Raw genomic sequence first — 24,300 nt, 5'->3', positions numbered from 1 at the left:
GTCTTATCCTCCCTGTACTTCAGGTTTAGGTCGGCGCCGCATCGCGGCTCCGTGTCGCGCTGCCGCGCGCTGGCGCGCCCGGTCGCGAATAGTGTCAGCGTTGTTGAGCGCCGGATCGGGATCATTGAGCCCGAGTTGGCGCATTAAGTCCGCCGTCAGGTCATGCAAGGACGCGCCTTGCAGTATCAGCGCTACCGGCGGTTCCACGCCGAAATCCGCCCGCGCGCCGTTGCGTATTCGTACCGCCATCAGAGAATCCAGCCCCAGCTCGGTCAGGGGCTTGTCCAAGGGCACGGCGGGTTCGACAGTCGACTGGTCAGTGTAGCCCATCACCGCAGCGATGCGCGCACACATCCGCTCGGTCACCGCGCGCCGCGCCTCGCCCGGGTCGAGGTCGGCAAGCGCGTCGGGCCCGCCCCAGTCGCCGAGGTCACCCGCCGAGTCCAGCTCCTCGACCACCTGGGTGAAGTAGCTGATGCTGCGGATCTCCGGGAATGCGACCAGGGCCCGATCGGCACGCAGCCGAGCCACTCCAGTGCGGATCCGGTCGGCGGCAAGCAATGAGTCGAGAGCCTCGATGCCTTCTGCGACACTGATCGTGTCGAGAACACTGCCCACCAAGGCCTGGGCGACGCCTACCTCCGACCACGGACCCCAGTTGATCACCGCGGCCGGCAGGCCGGATGCCCTGCGCCATCCGACCAGCGCGTCCAGCCACGCGCTGGCGCACGCGTAGGCCGCTTGCCCGGGAGAACCCAATAGCGAAGCGGCGGAAGAGAATCCGAGCCACCAGTCGAGCTCGCAGTCAGCGGTGGCTTCGTGCATGCGCAGCGCACCGGTGGCCTTGGGTGCCCACACCCGTTCTAGGTTGTCCCTGCTCATAGAGAACACCAGGCTGTCTTCGATGACCGCGGCGGCGTGCACGACGCCGCGCAATTGGCCCCCAGACTGTCGGGCCGTCTCAATCAGCTTTTCTGCCACCCCCGGCGATGCCACGTCGCCACGGACAACCACGATCTCGGCGCGGGTCTGCAGTTCGGCCAGGACGTTGCACTGCTCGTCAGTGGGATCGCTGCGGCCACCCAGCACCACCCGGCCGGCGCCGCGGTCCACCAGCCAACGAGCGACGACCAGGCCGAGACCGCCGAGGCCGCCGGTGACGACGTACGACGCTCCCTGGCGCACCACCGGATGCCCTTTGGATACATCGATCGTGGCGCGCGACAGCCGTTCGACGAACCTGCGCTCGCCGCGCCACGCGATCACGTCATCATGGCGCGACCCACTCCCGGCATTCCGCAGTTCCGCGCTCAGCGCGGTCAGCGGGTCTTGTGTGATGTCCAGATCGACCAGGGTGGTGCGCATGTCCGGGTGCTCGAAGGCGAGCACCCGCACCAGCCCTTTCAAGGAAGCCGCCGCGGGTGTTCCCGGCTCGTCGTCGGCAACGGAAAGTCCGCCCCCGGTGACCAGCCATAGCCGCGGTGATCGGCCGTGCCACGTGCCGACGACCGCACGAACCACCGTGGTGATCGACCACATCGTGTCGCGCGCCGCCGCCAGCTCGTCGTCCAGTCGACTCGAGGCACCGCCGACGAACACCACCACGCCAACCGGCGGGTGCTCGGGATCGCCTGCCGTTTCTGCAAATGCGGCCAGCACCGCCGATTCGTCGTGGATATCGGCGGTGTGCACCCGCCGCATCGGCGAGCGCCACTGCTGCACGAAGTCGTCGGCCATCGACTTGGCCTGGGCCTTGCCTGGCGCATCCACCGTTGCATCGGCGAGTACCAGCCAACTTCCCCGCGTCGTCTCGGCAGCTGGCTCCGGAGCCGGCACGGCTGCGATCGGGCTTTCGGTCCATTCGGCATCGAAGATCTTCTGCTCTAGTGGCAGGGGTACCGCACGGCGTTCGACACGACGCAGATAGATGCCGTCCACTTCGGCCGCTATGTGGCCGGCGTCGTTGATTAGGACGATCCTGCCCATCTTTCCGGTGCCGCCGTCGAGGTTTGTCAGGTGGGCACGACACCTGACGTGCCGACCGATGTCGCGGTACACCCGGATGGTCTCGAACGACACTGGCAGATAGCTGGCTTCCGCCGACCCCGCGATCTCGCCGTCGGGTATCGCGGCACCCACGCTTTGCAATGCCGCATCCAATACCACGGGGTGCAGCCGATACCCGGGATGGCGCGGCGCCTCGTCGGGAATGCTGATCTCGGTTTCCGCGGAACCATCGGCCAGGCGCACGATCCGGCTTAAGGCCGCGAACGCCGGACCATGGTGTTGGCCGGTTTGGCGGAGCAGGGCATAAAAATCGGCCGGCGACACTGTTGTCCCGGTGGCGGGACCTTGGGCTTCCGGGTGCGCGTGCGCACATTCGCGCGGCGATTGTTCAACCTTGGCCGTGGCGTGTCGGCAGAACTCTCCGCCACGCGTGCGGGAATAGATCTCGACCCGAATCTGGCTGTCCCCGCCGCGAATTAACTGCGTCGTTAGCGGCGTGTGGCCGTCGAGGGGCAGCATCTGCTCCACCTCGAACTGGTTGATCACGATGTTGGGTGCGACGGCGTCGGCGGCTGTGCCGAGGGCTTCGCTGGCCGCCGCCAAGGCGATCTCGGCGAACCCCGCGGCCGGCATGATGGGTTGACCGAACACCTTGTGGTCTGCCAACCAGGGACAGACCTCGGTGCCGACATCGGTCTGCCAGACATGGTCTCCGTTGCGCGGCATCTCGATGTGCGCGCCCAGGAGCGGGTGGGTCGCGGCCAGCTCGGACATCGCCGAACGATCCGTGACCCAGAATCGCTGATGGTGCCACGTTGTGGGGGGCAGGTCGACAAGGCGACCGGTGGTGTGCTCGGACGCAGCCACACCGACCGCGGCGAGTTGGGCGTGGAAATACAGCGTCTGGTCCAGTTCGCGGTTCATCGTCGACATGACTGTATGGCTGCCGTCCGGATCCAGGGTGTCGGTGAGTGCGTGCGTGAGCACGGGGTGAGGGCTGATTTCGATGAAGGTGTTGTGGTCGACACCGGCGGCGGTGACGGCCTGGTGGAATCGCACCGGGTTGCGCAGGTTGGCCGACCAATAGTCGGCATCCGCCACCGGCTGCGCGCTTTCGTACGTAGTGGAAATGATCGGGATGCTCGGCGGCTGCGGAGTCAAATCCGCTAACGCGCTTCGCAACTCGGGCAGTATGGGATCGATGATCGGGTGATGGGAGGCCACGTCGACTTCGACGCGGCGCGCCAACCGGTTTTGCGTCGCTACCGCCGCGATCACCGTGTCCACCTGCTCGGGCGGCCCGGCGATCACCGTCTGGCGCGGTGACGCATGCACCGCCAGCGTCACCTGCGGATAGCCGGCAATCAGCGCCTCGGCGGCGTCGGCATCCAGCTCGAGCAGCGCCATCGCTCCCTGCCCCGACAGCCGCGCCATCAACCGCGACCGGGTGGTGATGACCCGCAAGCCCTGCTCGGGCGTCAACGCGCCGGCCACCACTGCCGCCGACACCTCACCCATCGAGTGCCCGATCACGGCATCTGGAATCACCCCATAGGACCGCCATAACTCGGTCAGCGCCAACTGCATCCCGACCAGCACCGGCTGGATGCGGTCGATGCCCACCACCTCGTCGCCGTCGATAAGCGTTTGCTGCAGCGAAAAGCCAACCTGGTCAACGAATATCGGATCCAGCTCGGCTACCGCCTTGGCGAACGCCGGTTCGTTGGCCAGCAACTGCTGGCCCATCGACGCCCACTGCGAGCCCTGACCCGAATACACAAAAACCCGGCCAGGCCCACCGGCATGCTGGTCGCAATCCACCACCCCAACGCGTGGTTGTCCGGCCGCCAGCGCTCGCAACCCCGCGATCGCCTCGGCGCGGTCACGCGCGATGACGGTGGCGAACTTGGCGTGCCGGGCCCGGTGCCGGTTCAACGTGTGTGCCACGTCGGCCAGTGGTGCCGCCGCGCCCGGCCCCGACATCCAGTCGGCCAGCACCGCCGCCGCCGACGCCACCCGCGCGGCCGTCTTGCCGGAGACGTTCAGCGCCGAAACATACGGCATGCCGCCGGCTGCGGCTACTGCGGTGTCGGGTGCCTGCTCGACCACCACGTGCGCGTTGGTCCCGCTGAGGCCGAACGATGACACCGCAGCCCTGCGTGGACCGGCAGCCGCCGGCCACGGGGCGCTTTCGGTCGGCACGAACAGCCGCGTCGCCGACGCGTCGATGGCCGGGTTCCACCGGGTGAAGTGCAAGTTGCGGGGAATGTGCCCACGTTGCACCGCCAGCACCGCCTTGATGAATCCAGCCACACCGGCGGCCGCCTCCAGGTGGCCGATGTTGGTCTTGACCGACCCCAATGCGCACGGGCTCTCGCCCTGGCCTTTACCCAGGCCATAAGTGGCCGCCAGCGACTCGAACTCGATGGGGTCCCCCAACACCGTTCCGGTGCCGTGTGTTTCGACATAGTTCACGCTGTCAGGGGTAACATCCGCAAGCTTGAGGGCGGATGTGATCACGTCACGCTGCGCCAGCGCGTTCGGTGCGGTCATGCCGTTGGACCGACCATCGGAGTTAGTTGCCGAACCGCGGACCACCGCAAGCACCCGGTCCTGGTCGCGCACCGCGTCGGCCAACCGCTTGAGCACCACCACGCCGCAGCCCTCGCCGCGCACGAATCCATCCGCGTTGGCGTCGAAGCTGTTGCATCGGCCGGTCGGTGACAGCGCCGACCACTTGGACAGCGCGATGGCGGTGAACGGTGACAAGGTGAGCTGCACCCCGCCCGCCAATGCCACGTCGGTTTCACGCAGGCGAAGGCTCTGACACGCCAAGTGAATTGCCACCAGCGACGACGAACAAGCGGTATCTACGGCGACGGCCGGACCACGCAATCCCAACAGATACGCGATCCGCCCCACCGCGGCACAGTGCGGGGTTCCGGTGCTCAGGTACGCGTCGATGTCGGCTCTGCGCTCGATATTGACGATCGTGTAGTCCCACGACGACAGACCCATCATCACGCCGGTTCGAGTGCCGCTCAAGGAATCCGGCGGAATACCCGCGTGCTCCAACGCTTCCCAGGCAACCTCGAGCAGCATCCGATGCTGCGGGTCCATCGCCACGGCTTCCCGAGGAGTGATTCCGAAAAAGTCGGCGTCGAACGCGTCGACATCGGAAACGAAACCACCCCATTTCGTCGTCATCCGACCCGACGCCGAAGGATCGGGATCGTAGAACGCGTCCGCATCCCACCGATCAGGCGGCACCTGCTCGATTGTGTCCACACCGTCGGCCAGTAGCTGCCAAAAGCTCTCTGGCCCAGTCACATTCCCCGGAAAGCGACAGCCGATGCCCACCACCGCCACCGGCTCGCAGATGTCGGTCGGGAAGGTCGTACCCGCACGGACGAGCTCGCGCGCCAGGGCCGCTCGCGCGTTCGGCGACAGTTGCGCCGCGCGCTCCGCCAGACTTGTCATGACTCGCCTCGCGTCGCAGCTTCCAGCTCGCTGGCGTCAACCAGATCGGCGAGCAAATCCATCTCCTCGTCGGACAGTTCGGGTTCTGTATCGGAAATCTCCTGCGCAGCCGCGGGTGTCGCGTAGTCCATTCGTTCGCACAGGGCGGTCGCGAGATCGCTGATCGTCGGGTATGCCCACACCAACGCGACCGGCAACGTGATGCCCAGACTTGCTTCCAGCCGATTGCGCAATTCCAGGCCCATCAGCGAGTCGAGTCCCAGGGTTTCCAGCGGTCGGTGGTGATCGATGGGATCGCCTGAGCGCAGCACCGCACGGATCTCGTCGGCGATCGCGGACGCGAGGTGGCCTGGGCGTTCGGCCGCGTCGAGGGCGTCTAGCTGAGCGCGAATCGCGCCCCCGCCGCGCCGCTGCCCACTTTTGCGGGCCGCCGAGTCATGCAGCTTCGCGAACAGCGAGGACCCCGCCACAGCGGGGAACGATTGGAACCACTGCCGCGCGTCGAGGCTGAACACACCGGTGCGCCCGCGATCGGCGGTGAGTACCGCCTGCATGGCGGCAAGCCCCTGCTCGGCGTTGATCATCTCCACCCCGAGGTCTTTGAAGAACTGCGCGCGTCCAACGTCGGCCCACGGGCCCCAGTTGATCCCGACAGCGGGAAGTCCGGCCGAGCGCCGATGCGCGACCAGGCCGTCGACCCACGAGTTGGCGGCGGCGTACGCGCCCTGCCCGGGAGTGCCCAGCAGCGCGGCGGCCGAGGAGAAGGTCAGCCACCAGTCGACGTCGCGCGCGGCGGTGGCCACATGAAGCCGCCAGCTGCCGGTGACCTTCGGGGCGAACACTCGCCGAGCGGCGGAATCGGTCATGTTCAACACGATCTCGTCGGCGAGAACCATCGCGCTGTGCACCACCCCGGCCAGCCGGAACCCGGCGTCTTCGACCGCCCGCACCAGCCGCTCGGCGGTGTCTGGCTCGGTGATGTCGCCGGTGATCACCTCGATCCGGCTACCGGAGGCGTTCAGCTCCGCGATAGCGGCTGCCACCTCGTCGCTGGGGGCCGAGCGTCCGTTGAGGACAATCAGTCCCGCACCTTGCTCAGCCAGCCAGCGCGCGACGACGAATCCGAGACCACCCATACCGCCGACGATGAGGTAGCCGCCGTCGCGGCTGACCAGAGGAAGTGGTGGCGGGGCAGCGATCGCCTCGATGCTGCCGTGCTGGGGTATCGAGATGACGATCTTGCCGGTGTGTTTACCGGATGCCATAAGCCGGAATGCGTCGGCCGCATCGTGCAGGCTAAATGCGGTGACGGGAAGTACCTCGAGTTTGCCATCCGCCACGTGCTGCAGGATGTGTTGCAGGAGTTGGCGGTAGCGCGCCGGCTGCAGCTTGAGATTCAGGTCGAGGTCGACCACGGAGAAGGACGCGCTCTTGGCTAGCGCGGCCAAGCCCAAGCTGGCATCGGCGTAGACGTCCTTCTTGCCCAGTTCGATGAACCGGCCACCGGGCGCAAGGATCTGCACGCCGCGTTGAATCGCCTCGCCCGCCAGCGAATTGAGAACGACGTCCACACCGTAGCCGTCTGTCAGCTCGAGGATCTCGTCAGCGAAATCCACGCTTCGCGAGTCGCCGACGTACTCGACACCGAGCCTGGAAAGCATTTCCCGTTTGGCGTCCGAACCGGCCGTCGTGTAGATGCGGGCGCCGATCATCTTCGCGATCGAGACCGCCGCCATTCCAACACCGCCGGTGGCGGAATGGATGAGCACGCGTTCGCCGGGGGATAGGCGCCCGACCTCGCACAGCGAGTGCCAGGCGGTGAGATAGGCGACGCCGAACGTGGCCGCCTCGTTGTCGGCTAGCGTGTCCGGAATTGGGACGACGAGATCGGCGATGGTCCCCAGATGGGTCCCGAATGTGCCAGGGCCGAATGCGATAACTCGCTGTCCGACCTCGACGCCGTCAACCTCGTCACCGATGGCCGTCACGTAGCCGACACATTCGCCGCCGATCACCGGCGCGGCACCGTCGAGTCCCGGATACACGCCCATCGCTTTGAGCACGTCGCTGAAGTTGAGTCCGGCGGCGACGACGCGAACCTCGACTTGATCGCCTTGCGGTCTGCCCCGTTTCACCTCGTGAACGTTTAGTGCGTCCAGCCGTCCGGGTTGATCGATCTGCAGTCGGACAGCTGCCCTGGAAGCGCCCGAGCTGTCCAGGTTCACCACCTGGTGGCGAGCTTCGGCGGCGAGATCACCACTGGTCGTGGTGGGTGCGGGCACCAGCCGGTTGACATAGCGTTGACCGTCGCGCAAGGCGACCTCGTCGGCCTCGGAACCGGCAAGCAACTCCTCGGCCAGGGCGGCCAGCGAGCCGGTGCCGTCCGGTTCGATATCTACGAGGGTGGTATTCAACTCCGAATGCTCAAATGTCAGCACCCGTGCGATGCCACGTAGGCCGGTCTGCGCCAACGTGACCGACTCGCCTGCGTCGAACTGTGCAGCGCCACGGGTGACGATCCACAGTCGGGGGCTCTTGCGGGCACCCATTCGCGTCACGGTCTCGACCACGCTGGCGACCAGCAGCGTGCGTGTGCGTGCCAACTCCAGTTGAGCCTCGTCCGGCATCGATTCGTCGTTCGCTCGGGGCGGACAGACCACAACGATCCCGTCCCAGGAGGTTCGGCTGATCGCCGCGCGCAGCGTGGCTTCGTCGGCCGCGGATGCCAGCTCGAGGTCGGTGATGCGGTCGCGCAGCGACGACTGCAGCGCGGGCAGCAGCGGGTCACCCGCGGCGGGGTCACCGATCAGCAACAGGGCACCCGTAGCCTCGGCGGTCTTTTCCAGCGGTGCGGGCTCCCACTCCAACATGAATAGGCGGTTGGTGAGTTCCGTTGCGCCACTGCCGGATCCGAGCACCGCCATCTCGACTTCATCGACGACCAGCAGCGGTTGGCCATTCGCGTCGGTCAGGACTACCTCGCCGACCAGCCGGTCACCGGCTGCGGCCAGAGAGCCGACCGCGCGAACCCCGCGGGTGATATCGCCGTACACGTGGACACCGGCGAAACGCACCGGTACCACCAAGGCCGAGTTGGAAGATGGGCCCTGCCGGGCGTCCTGGCCGCCGGCCAGATCGGTCGCCGTCCGGGTGGCTCCCAGTGTCTGCAACGCGATATCCATCATCACCGGGTGCAGCATGAACTCACGGGAACCCGTTCTGGCCGATGCGGGTAGCCGTACTTGCGCACGGGCCACGCCAGCTTGCGTGACGGCCAGCCCCACGATGCCTTGAAACGCGGGTCCGTGCTGTTGGCCGGCGCCGCGCAGGCGCTGATACAGGTCGTCGGGATCCAGTTGGTCCTCGAGGTCGGCAGTGGTTACCTCGCGCCGCTGTCCTTCGTGATCCAGCGGTGCTAACGGCTCGGCGCGGGCAACGGTGGCGGTGGCGTGGGTGGTCCATCCCGAAGACCCGCTGCGGGTGCGTATTTCGACCTGGCATCGCTGCTCGTCGCCGGTGAGCGTGGTGACCAACACGGTGCCTGGGGTCACATGCAGCATCTGCCGAAGGTCGAGCTCGCTGATCATCCAGGGCTGATCTTGCTCGACTGCGAAGGTGTCGGTCGCCGCCGCCAGCGCGATCTCAGCGTAGGCCGCCCCGGGCAGCACAACGAGATCGTCGATGACGTGATCGGCGAGCCACAGCAGATCAGGGTCGAGCTCGCTTTCCCAAACCCGGGTGCCGTTAGTGGGGTCGGTGACACCGACGCCAAGCAACGGGTGGGTGTCGGGCCTGTGGTAAGCGGCCGACGTGGCGGTGATCCAGTGCTGGGTGTGCTGCCATGGGGTGGTGGGCAGCACGGGGTGGGGTTCGGGGGGGTGGGGAGTCTGGGGGGGATGGGTGGTGTGGGTCGTGTTGAGGTTCGTGTGGAACTCGAGGGTGTCGTGAGCGTCGCGTTGCAAGGTGCCGATGCTCAGATAGTTGTCGACATCGTAGCTGGCGCGCAGGGTGTCGCTGATCGAGTGGGTCAGCAGCGGGTGGGCGCTGATCTCGATGAAGGTGTGGTGATCGGCGCCGGCATGAGCGATGGCCTGGTGGAACCGTACCGGGTTGCGCATGTTGGTTGCCCAGTGCTCGGCGTCGAACCTGGGGCCGGAACCCAGGGAAATGCCGAGGTCGGCGTAGGTGGTGGAGATGATCGGGATGGTCGGCGGTTGCGGGGTGAGATCGGCCAATTCCGAACGCATCGCCGGTTGCAGTGCATCCATGGCCGGGTTGTGGGGGGCCACCTCGATGTTGACTCGGGTAGCGAAGCCGTTCTGTTGGCGCACCTTGTCGATGAGCTCGTCGATCAATAGCGGCGGCCCGGAAATCACGGTTTGGCGTGGGGAGGCATAGATCCCCAGGCTCACCTCGGGGTAGTCGGCAATCAGCGCCTCAGTGGCTTCGGCGTCGAGTTCCAGCAACGCCATCGTGCCCTGCCCGGACAGCGGCGCCATCAGCCTCGACCGGACCGCGGTCACCCGTAATCCCTGGGCCGGGGTCAGCGCCCCGGCCACCACCGCGGCGGCCACTTCGCCCATCGAGTGACCTATCACCGCATCGGGTGTCACGCCGTATGAGCGCCACAACGCGGTCAGCGCCAGCTGCATCCCGATCAGTCCCAGCTGGATCTGTTCGATGCCAACCAACTCTTTTCCGCCGGCGATCACGTCGCGCAGCGAAAACCCGCCTTGAGCAACGAATTCCGGCTCCAGTTCGGCGATGGCAGCGGCGAATGCCGGCTCGTCGGCCAGCAGTTGGCGCCCCATTCCGGCCCACTGCGATCCTCGTCCCGAGTAGACGAACACCGTGCCGCCTCCGATGGAGCCTTCGCGGGGTGCCACCACCCCGGGGGCGGATTGACCCGCGGCCAGCGCGCGTAACCCGATCACCGCTTGGCGCCGATCGACAGCGGCTACCGTGCCGAACCTGGTCTGACGGGCCCGGTGATGGTTGAGGGTGTGCGCGACATCGGCCAGCGGCACCGCCGCGCCGGGGCCGTCCAGCCAATCTGCCAGCACCGATGCCGTCGCAGCCACCCGCGGTGCGGTCTTGCCGAACACCACCAGCGTCGACACCGCGGGAACGGGGCCGCGCTGCGGCTCCGTTCCCGCAGCGGCCATCGGATCGGGTGCCTGCTCGATCACCACGTGTGCATTCGTCCCACTGACGCCGAACGACGACACCCCCGCCCGGCGAGGTCGACCGGTGGTTGGCCAGTCAATACCATCGGCGGCGATCCTCAGCCGAGATGCGGCCTCACTTGCATGTGGTGTCAGCTGGTGGAAGTTAAGATGCCGCGGAATGTAGCCGTTGTGTACCGCGAGCACGGCTTTCATCAGCCCGGCGACACCGGCCGCCGCTTCCAGGTGACCGAGATTGGTCTTCACCGATCCAATCACCAACTGATCCGAACCCGCTCGATCGCTGAAAACCTTACTCAGTGAATCGAGTTCGATCGGGTCGCCCAGCGGAGTACCAGTTCCATGGGCCTCGACGTAGTCGATATCGGCCGCTGTCAACTTCGACGACGTCAATGCTTTGGCGAGCAACGCCTGTTGCGCTGGCCCGTTGGGAACGGTCACTCCGCTGCTGGCACCGTCCTGGTTGACCGCCGAACCGCGTACCACGGCAAGAATGCGGTTGCCGTCGCGCACCGCGTCATCCAGCCGCTTGAGCACCACCACCGCGGCACCCTCGCCGCGCACGTACCCATCGGCGGACGCATCGAAGGTCTTGCACCGCCCCTCCGGTGACAGCATCCCCCATCGCGAGCAAGCGATGCTGGGTCCCGGGCTCAGCAAAAGGTTGGTTCCACCCACCAACGCCATATCGCTTTCCCGCCCGCGCAGGCTCTGGCATGCCAGGTGCACCGCCACCAACGACGATGAGCAGGCCGTGTCGATGACCACCGCGGGTCCGCGTGCCCCGAGGATGTAGGCCAGCCGTCCGGCGGCGAAGTTCGCCGAGTTCCCGGTTGGGATGTACGCGTCGAGGTCAACAGGTCGTAGCCGGCCCGCCAGCGTGAGCATGTAGTCGTAGGCGGTGACACCGACGAATACCGAGGTTTGCGTACCGCGAATGGTGTGTTGCGGGACGCCCGCGTCTTCTAGCGCTTCCCACGCAACTTCAATCAACAATCGCTGCTGCGGGTCCATCGCCGCCGCTTCGCGCGGGGAGATTGAGAAGAACTCCGCATCGAACTCATCTGGCTGCCAGCTGGTGAGAAAACCGCCTTCGGTGCTGCAGATGGTCCCCGGCACGGTGTGATCATCACAGTAGTAGGCGTCGGCGTCCCACCGCTGCGCGGGAACCCGGACGATGCCGCTTCGGCCGGCGCACAACAAATCCCAGAACTGTTCGGGGTTGTTGACCCCGCCCGGGAACCGGCAACCCATGCCGATCACCGCGATCGGTTCGCTGCTGGATTTTTCGGCGATTTCCAGGCGCGCCGTGAGATCATCGATCTTGTGCAGCGCCTCGGTGATGATCGCTCGGCGATCTGGTGTCGCTGCGGTCATTGTGTTCCTCTTAGTCGTTCCGAAAGTTGTTCCAACAACTCGGCTTCGGTCAGTTCGTGGTAGGAGTCGGTGGCTTGCTGGGTTGCGACTGCGGTTGCCCCAATTTCGAGGAGCTCAGGCAGGACGGTGGCCAGGTAGTCGGTGAGGCTGTAAACGGTCGGATAGTCGAAAACCACGGACGCCGGCAAGAACTCGCCCAGGCTTTCCGACAACGCCCGCTGAAGTGTCACGCTCATTAGCGAGTCCATGCCGAGTTGGAAGAAGCCGGCCGACGGATCGAGCGGCTCCGTGGGCGGCATTCCCATCACCGTGGCGGCCAAGGCGCCCACATGGTCGAACAACATGTCCCGTCGTTTCTCCGCCGGGCAGCTACGCAACGATGTGCGGAATTCGCTTTCGCCCTTCCCGACGTCTTCCGGTGCCGGCAACAGGTCGTCGACTATGCGAAGGGCTCCCCGCGTTCGATATGCCGCGGCCAACAAGGGCCAGTCCGCGGCAACCACCACGGTCGCGACTGCCGCATCGGGGTTCATCACCAGCGGTAGCGCGCCGATGGCCACCTCGTCAGCCATGGGTTGCAGCCCGGATTCCGCGCTGATTTGAGTCGCGTCTTTTTGCACATCGGCCAGCGACTTCCACAGTCCCCAGTCGACGACGGTGGCCGGCAGGCCCATGGTGCGACGCGCGCCGGCGAAGCTGTCCAGGAAGGCGCTGGTCGCGGTGTAATGGGCGAGCCATCGAGAACCCAGCAGACCTGACACCGAAGAGAACAAAACGAAGTGGCGCACTGGGCTCTTCAGTGACAGTCGGTGCAACAACGCCAAGGCGTCCAACTTGGGACGAAACATGGTGGTCACGTCGTCGTCGGTCATCTCGCTCAGCAGCGCTGGGCGGCCCGCAAAGGCCGCCAGATAGATTCCCTCCAGGGGCGGTAGCTCCGTGCCGAATCGGTCGAACAGGGTTTGCATGGCGGCGGGATCGGTCGCATCGGCGGCCACCGCGATGAGATCTGTTCCGGTCGCAGCGAGACATTGGGTCAACTCATCGAGCGCGCCGGGCTTGCGAGCCATCGCGACGATTGTCTTAGCCCCCATCCGCGCGAGCTGTCGGATGAGATGCGGTCCGATGTTGCCGGTCGCACCGATGACGAGCTGGCTGGCGTCGGCATTCAACGTGACCGGTTTCCCCGGAAGAGTTCGCCTCTGCAGCCGGGGTACATGGCGTGCGCCCGACCGGTATACGACCTGATCCTCCCCGTCGGTACCGTGGGCTGCAGTCAGCACATGCCGCACGGCCAGCTCTGCGGGCATCGAATCGTCGAGATCGATTATGCCGCCCCAGATTTCAGGATGCTCTAGTGCCAGCGACCGGCCGAGACCCCACAGCACAGCGTGGCCAGGGTTGGCTCGGTCGCCTTCCGAGATGGGCTGGGCGTTGCGGGTCATGATGAACAACTTCGGCGGGGAAATAGCCGTGGCGCTGCTGGCGACCATCGCGGCGGCTAGCCGTCGCGTTGCGTGGAAAACCTGGTAGGCCGATTCAATATCGAGGAGTTCACCGGGGACGGGTGGAGCGTAGAGCACGTTGTCCACACCGCGCAGCGCGTCGAGCAGTGCGGCCGGATCGCTGCCTGCTGCGAGCGCCGGCGGCGAGAGGCTGTCTACCCGAGAATCGGCCGCACGGGCCAGCTCGTGGCAGAGTTCGTTGTCTGCCACCACGAGCCAGGCGGCGGTGCTGGGCGGGTCGGCGCTGACTGCCGGGCGGATCGGCCAGGCCAGCTGGTGGCACCAGTCTTCGAGCGCACGGCTCTCGGATGTCGATTGTCCGTTCACCACAACCTTATTGCTGCCCGGATCTTCTGGCGCTGCCGTGCTCGGGTGCGTGGTGGCGATCCAGTGGTGGGTGTGTTGCCAGGGTGTGGTGGGGATGGTGGGGTGCGGCTCGGGCGGGTGACAGGTATGCGGTGGGTGGGCGATGTCGGCGGTGTAGAGGTTGGTGCGGAAGGTGACCGTGTCATCGGCATCACGCTGCAAGGTGCCAATGCTCAAGTATTTCGCTGCGGACTTGGTTGGGCGGTGCGCGTCTTCCAAGGTGTCGGCAATCGCCTGGGTCAGCAGCGGGTGTGCGCTGATCTCGATGAAGGTGTGGTAGGCGCCGTCGGCGCCGCTACCGGCGGAAGCGATGGCCTGCTGGAAGCGCACGGGGTTGCGCATGTTGGTGGCCCAGTGTTCGGCGTCGAAGATCGGTTGGGTGTGCAAGTCTGCGTAGGTGGTGGAGATGATTCCGATGGTGGGGGTCCGTGGGGTCAGATCGGCCAGCTCCGAACGCATCGCCGGCTGCAGCGCATCCATGGCCGGATTGTGCGGGGCGACTTCGATATTGACCCGACTGGCAAACCGGTTTTGCGCGCGCACCCGGGCGATCAACTCATCGATTTGTTCGGTCGGCCCGGCGATCACGGTCTGCCGCGGCGAGTTGTAGATCCCCACTGTCACCTGCGGGTAGTCCGCGATTAACGCTTCGGTGGCCGCAGCATCGAGTCCCAGCAGTGCCATGCCGCCCTGGCCGGACAATGGCGCCATCAACCGTGCGCGGGTGGCGGTCACCCGCAGACCCTCGGCCGGAGTCAGCGCTCCGGCGACCACGGCGGCGGCCACCTCGCCCATGGAGTGGCCGATCACCAGGTCGGGCTGCACCCCGTAGGAGCGCCATAGCTCAGTCAATGTCAGTTGCATGCCGATCAGGCCAAGCTGGATCTGCTCGATACCGACTAGCTCCTTGCCGGTGGCGATCACGTCGCGCAGCGAGAAGCCGGCTTGCTCGACAAACACCGGTTCCAGCTCGGCGACCGCGGCGGCGAAAGCCGGCTCGTCGGCCAACAATTGGCGACCCATCCCGGCCCACTGCGAGCCGCGGCCGGAGTAGACGAATACGGTGCCCGGCCCCGGCGAACCGTCCTGGTGGCTCACCACTCCGGGAGCGTGTTGGCCGGCGGCCAGCGCGCGCAGTCCGGCTATCGCCTGGGCGCGGTCACGGGCTACGACGGTGCCGAACGTGGCTTGGCGGGCCCGGTGATGGTTGACCGTGTGGGCGACATCAGCTACGGCCACCTCGGCGCCCGGACCTTCCATCCAGTCGGCCAGCACCTGCGCCGTCGCGGCCATCCGCTGGGCCGTCTTACCCGTCACCACCAACGTCGACACCCCGGTGTCCTCGCCGCCTTCGGATACCGGAGCCAGCTCGCTACCTTGCTCGATGATCACGTGTGCGTTCGTCCCGCCCAATCCGAACGACGACACCGCCGCCCGGCGCGGCCCCTCCGCGGTTGGCCACGGGGAGTTCTGCGTGGGAACGAAAAACCTGGTCGACGCGGCATCGATAGCTGGATTCCATTGCGAGAAATGCAGATTCGGCGGGATCGTCGCGCGTTGTACCGCCAGCGTCGCCTTGATGAACCCCGCGATCCCGGCGGCCGCCTCCAGATGACCGATGTTGGTTTTCACCGCACCCAACGCGCATGCGTCCCCGCCGTGGCCATACGTGGCGGCCAGGGCCTCGAATTCGATCGGGTCGCCCAGCACCGTGCCGGTTCCATGGGCCTCTACGTAATTCACGCTGTCAGGCGCCACATCGCCGGATCGCAAGGCATCGGCGATCACATCGCACTGGGCTGCCGTATTCGGCGCCGTTACGCCATTGGACCTGCCGTCCTGGTTGACTGCCGAACCGCGCACCACCGCCAGCACCTGGTCGCCGTCGCGCACCGCGTCCGTCAACCGCTTGAGCACTACCACTCCGGCGCCCTCACCGCGCACAAATCCGTCTGCCGCCGCATCGAATGCGGCACACCGGCCCTGCGGGGACAGCAATCCCCAGGCAGAGATAGCGATTTGGGTCTCTGGGCGAAGGGTGATACTCACTCCACCGGCGAGAGCCAGATCGGTCTCGCGCAGCCTCAGACTCTGACACGCCAGGTGCACAGCCACCAACGACGACGAGCAGGCGGTGTCCACCGCGACCGCCGGACCCCGTAATCCCAACAGGTAGGAGATGCGACCCACCGTGATGCTGTGTGCATTTCCGGTCCCGCTGTAGGCGTCTACGTTCTGCGGACTGGCGGCCAACATGGACTGATACTCGTTGAAATAGACCCCCATCATGACGGCGGTTCGGGTGCCGCCGAGGGAATCCGGTGGTATGCCGGCATGTTCGAGTGCTTCCCAGGCAACCTCCAGCAGCATTCGCTGCTGCGGGTCCATCGCCGCGGCTTCCCGCGGTGTGATACCGAAGAATTCGGCGTCGAAGCCCGCGACGTCAGGGACGAAGCCGCCCCACTTCGTCGTCATCCGCCCCGGTGTTAGCGGGTCGGGGTGGTAAAACGCTTCTGCGTCCCATCGATCTGCCGGCACCGTCGAGATCGCATTCCTGCCCGCGACCAGAAAGTCCCAGAAACTCTCTGGTCCATCCACATCTCCCGGAAAGCGGCAGCCGATGCCAACCACCGCAACCGGCTCGGCCACGGCGATGCGAGAGACCCTGTCGAACTCGTCGGCTAGGGAGGTGCGCTGTTGCGCGGTCATACCGGAAATCCGGCTGAAAGCCGTTCGCATCACACCGACCTCTCGGCCTCAGGCGGCGCCGATTCGATGCGATCGAATAGACTGTCCAACACACTTCCGGCCGACGAGGATAGCGCGGAAATCTGGTTGTCTTGTGACACATCGTGCGGTGCCACACGTTTGGCAAGGTAGCTGGCGAGTGATTTGACCGTTGGGTGGTTGAACAACATGGTGGCAGACAACTCGATGCCGACAAACTGCTCGGCCTCGCGCCGAATCGCCATTGCCATAAGGGAATTGAGACCCAACTCGGCGAACGGGCGGTCGGTGTCCAGCTCTTTCTCAGGCACTCGCAGCTCGGCTGCAATGATGCGGCGTAACCCCTGTTCGAGCTCGGATCGCACCTCGGTCGCTGCCATCACCGACCAGTTCCGCGCCGGCAATAGGTAAGCGTTCGCACCGGATCCATCGGCGCCCGCCGGAGCGGGCATGGGCACCACGACCGCTTGCGCGACGTCGTAGCCATCGACGAATTCCCAAGCGGTGAATGCCTCCGACGGCGTGATGTCACGCGAACCCATTCGCGCTAGCTCTTCGCTGACGAGCTGGGCGTCCGCGGCCAATCCGAGCCCCCGCCAGGCTACCCAGTCGAGGCTCATGGTGTGGCAGCCCTGTTGCCGGCGCGCCCGCGCCAGCGCGTCCAAGTAGGAATTGGCGGCGGCGTAGGAACCCTGCCCTGGAATGCCGAATATCCCGGCAGCCGAGGCGGTCAAGTAGAAGAAGTCCACGCTGCCGGGCGGAAATGCGTCGTGTAGGACCTGGCTGCCGCCGATCTTCGGCCACATAACCTGTCGCACCGCATCGCCGGTCATGCTCGTCACCAATTGATCGTTGGTAATGCCCGCGGCGTGGATGATCCCGCGGATCGGTGCCGCTCCGTCACGGTCGCGCGCGGCCAACAGGGCCTGCACGTCTTCGCGGCAGCCGACGTCGGCGGCGACGGCTTCGACAGTCACCCCGCGCATTTCCAGGGCGCGGATCGCGTCGATCCTCCGGCGCAGCTCGGTGTCGAGGGTGTCGAGTTGCCAGTCCCGCCGTGGCGGCAATGGCGTGCGGCCGGTCAACACCAATCGATGAGCGCCGCGGTCGGCGAGCCAATCGGCCATCAGCAGGCCAAGGGCGCCCAGGCCGCCGGTGATGAGGTAGGCCGCGTCGGGCCTGCACTGCAAGGACTTGCGCGCCGGCTCGCCACGGACGGGAGCCAAGGCCGGGGCGAGCACCACGCCGTCACGACGCACCAAGATCGACTTGCTTGGTTTGGCAAGCAGTTCGGCAAGTGCCGGCCCGAATTCGCCTAAGTCGTCGTTGATCGCGAGATCGACCAGTCCGCCCCACAGCTCGGGATGTTCGGCGGCGATGACACCGGCAAGGCCCCACAGGAAACTCTGGCGCAGCGCGGACGGGGCGACCGATTCGTGAACTCCGCGGGTGAGGATCCATAGCGCCGCGGGCTTATCCGCATCGCGTTCCGCGAGAGTCCGCACCAGACCGGTGATTTCGGTACAGATCCGGACGGCGAAGTCGACGTCGGTCTCGTCGGCGCCAGCCGGATCAGAATCCGCGACGTAAACGACGTAGCGGGCCTGCGACACCCCATCGGACATCACGGCCGGCTGGTAGCCCGCCCCTTCGAGGGTCTCACACAGCGCTGCGCCGTCATCGCCGATTATCGCGACGGGTCCTGGATGGGTTACCTGTTCGGCCCCTGGGTGCGTCGCGTCCGGAACGGTCTGCGGTTGCCAGTCGATCGTGTGTACGAAATTGGTGGCATCACAGTAGGCCTCGACCGGACCGGTCGACGCGGGCGGTTGCGCCCTACCAACGTCTAGGCCAAAGTCCAGAGCCCGGTATCGAAGCGACCTCATCGACAGGGACGGCACTTCGCCGTGGGCTGCAACGGTGACATCGACGGTGATCCCGTCGTCGTCGTGAGCGGTGCGGTTCAGCGTCACCGAGCTACGCGGCCCGGTGACGACATCGCCGAGCGATATCTGCTCGATGCTTGCCGGCACGTAGAGCCGCGAATCAGCGACGTCCGATAGCGCGGCGAGGTGCACCGCGGCGTCAAGGAGCGGCCCAGTCGACCCTTCGGGCAGAGCTTCGGGGAGATCGATCGCAACCGTGAGGTTGCTCGAGTGCTGTGTCCACGACGCGACGGTCCATGAGAAAGGCAGGCCATCGATGCCGCGCATTGCGAGCAGCTCGGCCAGGTCGGGAATCAGGTCGCGGTGAGCACGTTCGGGCGGCTGCCCGTTGGCGCGATGGTGCTCGTTCAAGCTGCTGGCCGAATCCGACGGTGACGAGGAAAGTTGTGCGGTAACATGCCGCGTCCACCGGTCTGAGGGTGTTCCGGCAGCCGGACTCGAGGCCAGGCTGATCGCCCGGTTGTCGGCGACGACCTGGATTAGACGTGGCCGGTCGGCGAAAATGGGTTGCTCGAATCGGACCTCGGACAACGCGGAGTAGCCCAATTCTGTTGCAGCGGAAAGGATTGTGTGCAGCACAACAGAAGCTGGGACCACCTCGACTTGGTGGAATCGATGACCGCCCTGGTACGGCTTGGCGTCCGGAGCCAGCCTTGCTTGCCAGAGGTGGGAGGGCGGACTCGCTGAGACCGTGGCGACGGTGGTGTGTTGGCCGAGCAGTGTGCCCGCTCGGGGGGCCGATCCAACAGAGCCGGCCGGATATTTGGTGGTGATCCAGTGACGGGTGTGTTGCCACGGGGTGGTGGGGATGGGCGGATGTGGCTCGGGGGGGTGGGGGGTGTGCGGTGGGTGGATGGTGTGGGCCTTGTTGAGGTTGGTCCGGAAGGTCACGACGTCGTCGGTGTCGCGTTGCAGGGTCCCGAGGCTGGTGTATCTGGCTCCGGGTTGAGCGCTGTGCAGAGTGTCGATGATGGCCTGGGTCAGCAGCGGGTGTGCGCTGATTTCGATGAAGGTGTGGTAGGCGCCGTCGGCGCCGCTACCGGCGGAAGCGATGGCCTGCTGGAAATGCACGGGGTTGCGCATGTTGGTGGCCCAGTGTTCGGCGTCGAAGACCGGTTGGGTGTGCAAGTCTGCGTAGGTGGTGGAGATGATTCCGATGGTGGGGGTCCGTGGGGTCAGATCGGCCAGCTCCGAACGCATCGCCGGCTGCAAAGCATCCATGGCCGGATTGTGCGGGGCCACTTCGATATTGACCCGGCTGGCGAATCGGTCCCTAGCGCGCACGCGAGTGATCAACTCATCGATCTGCTCGGTGGGCCCGGCGATCACCGTTTGCCGTGGTGAGTTGTAAATACCGAGCGTCACCTGTGGGAAGTCGGCAATCAACGCCTCGGTAGTGGGCGCGTCGAGTTCCAGCAGTGCCATGCCGCCCTGGCCGGACAACGGTGCCATCAGCCGTGACCGGGTGGCGGTCACCCGCAGACCCTCGGCCGGGGTCAGTGCCCCGGCGACCACGGCGGCGGCCACCTCGCCCATGGAGTGGCCGATCACCAGGTCGGGCCGCACCCCGTAGGAACACCATAATTCGGTCAGGGCCAGCTGCATCCCGATCAACCCGAGCTGAATCTGCTCGATACCGACCAGTTCCTCGCCGTTAGCCAGCACGTCGTGCAACGAAAAGCCGGCTTGCTCGACAAACACCGGTTCCAATTCGGCGACCGCGGCCGCGAAAGCCGGCTCGTCGGCCAACAATTGACGGCCCATGCCAGCCCACTGTGAACCGCGGCCGGAGTAGACGAACACGGTGCCCGGCCCCGGCGAGCCCTCGGCAGGGTTGACCACGCCGGGGGCGTGTTGGCCGGCGGCCAGCGCACGCAATCCGGCTATCGCCTGGGTACGGTCACGGGCCACCACCGTGCCGAACTTGGGTTGCCGCGATCGGTGGTGATTGAGGGTGTGGGCCACGTCGGCCAAGGCCACGTCAGCGCCGGGCCCTTCCATCCAATCGGCTAGCATCCCCGCGGTCGCGGACACCCGCTGCATAGTCTTGCTGGCCACTACCAGGGTCGACACCGCCGGACTTAAGCCTTGTCCAGGCGCGGGGCGCACCTCCTGGCCCTGCTCGATCACCACGTGCGCGTTTGTGCCACCGAAGCCGAACGACGACACACCGGCACGGCGGGGATGGCCCGTTGCCGGCCATTCAGTTTGTGTGTCAACGACTTTCATCCGCAAGTCGGTAAAGGGAATGTGCGGGTTCGCGGTTTCGAAGTGCTGATTTGGCGGAATCTGGCCATGCTGCACAGCCAGCACCGTCTTGATGAAGCCCGCGATTCCAGCCGCAGCCTCGGTGTGACCGAGGTTGGTCTTGACAGAGCCGATGAGCAACGGAGAATCCTCGGGCCGGCCGCGACCCAGCACCGTTCCGAGAGCGCGGGCTTCGATCGGGTCGCCCAACAGCGTCCCTGTTCCGTGCGCTTCGACGTAGTCGACCTCGCTGGGCTGCATCCCCGCGTTGGTGTAGGCGGCACGCAGCACCGCCATCTGGGCCGCTGGGTTGGGGGCCATCAGCCCGTTGGATCGGCCGTCCTGGTTGACCGCAGAACCGCAGATCACCGCAAGCACCCGATCCCCGTCGCGCTGTGCATCGGTCAACCGCTTGAGCACCACTACCCCGGCACCCTCGCCGCGGACAAACCCGTCGGCGGTCGCATCGAACGCACGGCACTGACCTGTCGGGGACAAGGCGCCGACTTGGTCGAAACCGCGAAATACCGCCGGGGACAACAACAAATTCACGCCGGCTGCGATTGCCAGGTGACAGTCCTGGGTCCGAAGGCTCTGGCAGGCCAGGTGGATCGCTACCAACGACGACGAGCATGCGGTGTCTACCGCCACCGACGGGCCGCGCAGGTCAAGGAAATACGAGAGGCGGTTGGCGATGATGCTCATCGCGCCACCGCTATTGCTCCAACCATCGACCTGCGACAGATCGGCGGAAGCCATCGCACCGTATTCGCTCAGGCATGCCCCGGCAAACACTCCTGTTGCCGAGCGGCGCAGCGTGCCGGGCGGGATTCCCGCGTGCTCCAACGCTTCCCAGGCCACTTCCAGCAGCAGGCGTTGCTGGGGGTCCATCTTGTCGGCTTCGCTGGGGGAGATCTCGAAGAATTCCGCGTCGAAGGCGTCGATGTCGGGCAAAAATGAGCCCCACCGTGTAGTGCGCGCTAGCGCCGCGGCTACCTCGGGTGGCCCGCCTTCGAAGGGCTGCCATCGTTGCGGCGGCACCTGGCTGATCGAGGAACGGCGTTCACAGAGAAAGTCCCACAATGCTTCTGGGCACGAAATCCCGCCAGGGAAACGACATCCCATGCCGACGACGGCGATTGGCTCGTCGAGTGAGTTCCGGGCACCACGCTTGACTGCGGCGTCGGAGTCGGGGCTCGGCTCGGGTGCGGCCAGATACGCGGCCAGCGCGTTGATCGTCGGGTGCTCCCAGAAGTCAATCGGCGATACGGTCCTGCCCAGCAGCTCTGACAGTTCGCCGGACAGTACGACCGCGTCGCGGGAGCTGACGCCGAGGTCGGCAAGCGACAGATCGGGGTCCACCTCGTCAGGTGTGCAGCCGATATTGGTTACTAGGTAGTCGATTAGCCAGTGGCGAAGGTCGGCTTCACCACTGATGCTTCCCGTCATACGGCTACGTCCAGCCGCTTGAAGCCGTCGCTGCGATAGCGTTCGACGCAGGCTGACCGCCGGATCTTGCCGCTGGTGGTGATGGGAATCGAACCAGGTGACACCAGAACGAGATCGGCCACCCGCAGGCTGTGTGACTTCGATATCGCGGAGGTGACCTCACGCTTCACCGAGCGGAGCTTGAGCATGACCTCTTCGGCGGTACTACCGCGTCGCTTGAATTCGATGATCGCCACCAGTTGTTCGGTGATGTCGTCGGGCACTGCGATCGCCGCGGCCCGTCCACCGGTGATCTCCTGGATCGTTGCCTCGATGTCGTCGGGGTAGTGGTTGCGCCCGTCCACGATGAGCAGGTCTTTGATGCGGCCCATGATGAACAGCTCACCATCGGAAATGACGCCCAGGTCGCCGGTGCGCAGCCACGGCCCCTCCGGGGCTGCCGGCGCGGGATCGACCAGCTTGGCGTCGAAGACCTGCGCGGTCTGCTTCGGCTTCTGCCAATACCCCATAGTCACGTGGTCGCCATGCACCCAGATCTCACCGACCACTCCAGGCGGATTCTCAACCATGGTCTCCGGGTTGACGATTCGCACAGACGATGGGTCGGGGGAGCCGTAGCTGATCAGTTCGGTGCCGACCGACCCATCGGTTCCGCAGGGCCGAGCCTGCCCGGCGGTCAGCTGCTCGTAGTCAAAACGGACCGTCTTGGGCGCGGCGCCGGCTTCGGGAGCTGCCACATATAAGGTCGCTTCCGCGAGCCCGTACGACGGCCGTATCGCGGTGGGGCTGAGATTGTACGGCGCGAACCGCTCGATGAACCGCCGCACGGTTGCCACATGGATTCGCTCACTGCCACTGACGATGCCGACCACGTCGCGCAGGTCGAGCCCCGCCATGTCCTGGTCAGATGTTCTGCGCACGGCCAGCTCGAAGGCGAAATTCGGTGCCGCAGAAAAGCACCGGCCGCTGGTGGCAAGCAGTTGCATCCAGCGGGCCGGACGGCGCAAAAATGACATTGGGCTCATCAACACCGCGCGGCGTCGGGCCACCAGCGGTGCGCAAATTCCGAGAATCAGGCCCATATCGTGATACAAAGGCAGCCACGACACCACAGTCCCGGTCGGAATCTTTGCGGGATCGCCGAAATAGCCGTACATACTTTGTGTCACATTGGCAATGACATTCGTGTGCGACACAATGACTCCGGCCGGCGTACGCGTCGATCCGGACGTGTATTGGAGATAAGCCGCCCCGGTGTGCTGACGAGAGAAAGCCGGCATCTGTCGCGGCGAGTCCAAATCAAGCAGATCAACCTCAACTACGACCGGGGCAGGCTGCCCGTCGTGGCTGGCTGCGTATTTCGTTACATCGCCTACCACGGACGAAGTCGTGAGAATGGCTACCGGCTTGGAATCCTGCAACACCGCAGAAACGCGGTCATCGTGAATGCCATACTGTGGAGTTGACAGCGGAACCGCGATAAATCCAGCCTGAAGTGCGCCCAGGAATGCAAGGACATATTCCAGTCCTTGTGGCGCTAAAACCGCCACTCGATCTCCGGGTAACCCGCATAACTTGAGTTCTTCAGCAATGATGCATGCACGACTGTAGACCTGCGACCAAGTCAAGCTGTCAGCAAATCCCTTGGGGTCGGATCCGTAGTCGATGTACGTATATGCAGTGCTGTCAGGCTGCTGGTCGGCCCTCTCTTGCAGCAAAGAGGGCACTGAACGGTCGGTCACCGGCATCGCCTTGTACTCCCATTCGGCTTTCTGGCGTTCACTATGTTTTTTGCGGACCCTGCGAACCCCTGTCGGATCGCACGTCGGGACATCCCCACCGCTCTGAAACGTGCCGGTCTGAACTGACCAAGCCACCTGACGATTACGCAGTTCTGCTTCCGCAGCATGTCTGCGCAGCGCCAGCCGATCTCCCCCTAGACTAAAACCCCTGCTCCGCTATGCCTAGCCCGCAAATGTAAGGTAATCATTTGTCGGGGCGGGCGCGGCC

Annotated in this window: 5 protein-coding genes; all 5 read right to left on the bottom strand. The window is 65.6% G+C overall.

Features of this window, described 5'->3' with window-relative positions:
- Positions 1–3: 3 nt before the first annotated feature.
- Genes ppsD through fadD26 form a run of 5 tightly spaced genes read right to left on the bottom strand, consistent with a single transcriptional unit; the run spans position 4 to position 24,038 of the window.
- Positions 4–5,487, bottom strand: coding sequence for a phthiocerol type I polyketide synthase PpsD (ppsD, locus tag FF952_RS15485; protein ID WP_031653921.1), 5,484 nt, complete (start codon positions 5,485–5,487; stop codon positions 4–6).
- On the bottom strand, positions 5,484–12,050 hold the full coding sequence (gene ppsC / locus FF952_RS15480; protein ID WP_003414837.1) for a phthiocerol type I polyketide synthase PpsC: 6,567 nt from the start codon (positions 12,048–12,050) through the stop codon (positions 5,484–5,486). Before ppsC ends, ppsD begins: the two co-directional genes overlap by 4 nt.
- Positions 12,047–16,663, bottom strand: coding sequence for a phthiocerol type I polyketide synthase PpsB (gene ppsB / locus FF952_RS15475; RefSeq protein ID WP_003414835.1), 4,617 nt, complete (start codon positions 16,661–16,663; stop codon positions 12,047–12,049). Before ppsB ends, ppsC begins: the two co-directional genes overlap by 4 nt.
- Positions 16,660–22,290, bottom strand: a complete 5,631-nt coding sequence (gene ppsA, locus FF952_RS15470) for a phthiocerol type I polyketide synthase PpsA (RefSeq protein WP_003904111.1) — start codon at positions 22,288–22,290, stop codon at positions 16,660–16,662. Before ppsA ends, ppsB begins: the two co-directional genes overlap by 4 nt.
- Positions 22,287–24,038, bottom strand: a complete 1,752-nt coding sequence (gene fadD26, locus FF952_RS15465) for a long-chain-fatty-acid--AMP ligase FAAL26/FadD26 (RefSeq protein WP_003904960.1) — start codon at positions 24,036–24,038, stop codon at positions 22,287–22,289. Before fadD26 ends, ppsA begins: the two co-directional genes overlap by 4 nt.
- Between the last annotated feature and the right edge of the window lie 262 nt (positions 24,039–24,300).

The sequence above is a fragment of the Mycobacterium tuberculosis complex sp. N0072 genome (assembly GCF_030323725.1).
Lineage (GTDB): Bacteria > Actinomycetota > Actinomycetes > Mycobacteriales > Mycobacteriaceae > Mycobacterium > Mycobacterium tuberculosis.
This window is presented reverse-complemented; position numbering and strand designations above follow the sequence as displayed.

Excerpts from the sequence above, each read along its gene's own strand:
- fadD26 (WP_003904960.1), bottom strand. The coding sequence starts at position 24,038 with ATGCCGGTGACCGACCGTTCAGTGCCCTCTTTGCTGCAAGAGAGGGCC.
- ppsA (WP_003904111.1), bottom strand. The coding sequence starts at position 22,290 with ATGACGGGAAGCATCAGTGGTGAAGCCGACCTTCGCCACTGGCTAATC.
- ppsD (WP_031653921.1), bottom strand. The coding sequence starts at position 5,487 with ATGACAAGTCTGGCGGAGCGCGCGGCGCAACTGTCGCCGAACGCGCGA.
- ppsC (WP_003414837.1), bottom strand. The coding sequence starts at position 12,050 with ATGACCGCAGCGACACCAGATCGCCGAGCGATCATCACCGAGGCGCTG.